Origin of the sequence: Candidatus Enterococcus wittei (assembly GCF_002140175.1) — a bacterium.
GTDB lineage: Bacteria > Bacillota > Bacilli > Lactobacillales > Enterococcaceae > Enterococcus_B > Enterococcus_B wittei.
Window position 1 is genome coordinate 387,368 of record NZ_NGMO01000002.1, and the last position, 887, is coordinate 388,254.

Consider the following 887-nt stretch of genomic DNA (forward strand, 5'->3'; position numbering starts at 1 on the left):
TTAAAAAAAGAGGAAGAGAAGGAATATATCCGTAAAACAAAATTAACCTCAGATGGTCATAATGATAAAATAGCTAAGCACTTTCAAACTGTGTTAATCAGTCTCTCCCTTTCAAAAAAGAGTCAGTGGTATTTAGGACAACAAGGCACTTTTAGGCACTTTGATCAGTGTACTTATAAAGAATTTTTGAATCGTAAAATGAAGCATCCGTTCAATACTTTTTTTCTACAACTTTTTACGTCTACGTTAAGTGTGTATGATGGAAAGTTTGTGAAAAAAGGAATGTTTAATTTCATTTCAGATCAAGCCAATATGGGATTAAGCTTTGATAATTTAGAAAAAACAGATTTTATTCCACTCTCTGAGGAGGAATATTTTAGAGAGTGGGAATTTATCGATCTTCTTTTCGATATTACTGGAAAATTATTAGAGCAGTTAGAAAAACGTAAATTATCAGAGAAAAATGATGGTACACGACAATTTAATAGAGACCTAGCGGTTGAATATATTCAGTTTATGGAAAAAAGTATAGTTGATTATTTTCGTTGTCATAATATTCAACTTATTGACGATGCAGATATAACCGATGACTGCATATTAACGGAATTTGACAAGAAATCGCAAGCTTTTGAGCATTATTTAGATGATTTTGAAAAAATAGGGAATTATAAATATTTTATCAGTCGATTTAGGCACATAATTATTGAGTGGTGGATGCCTACTTTACAAAATAAGTCTTTAGATAAGGTGGATAAGAAAGAAATTAAAATTATAAAAGGATTGTTAGAACTCTACGATAATCCTATTGAAATAGATAGAGATACGAGTGAAGAATTAAAAGAATCAAAAGATCATTATAGAACAAAGTATATTTCAAATAATAGAAA

General features: G+C 29.3%; 1 protein-coding gene. It reads left to right on the forward strand.

Annotation, left to right across the window (positions count from 1 at the left end; genetic code table 11):
* The coding region (locus A5844_RS06085; RefSeq protein ID WP_086284358.1) for a hypothetical protein at positions 1-887 on the forward strand (887 nt) is incomplete at both ends.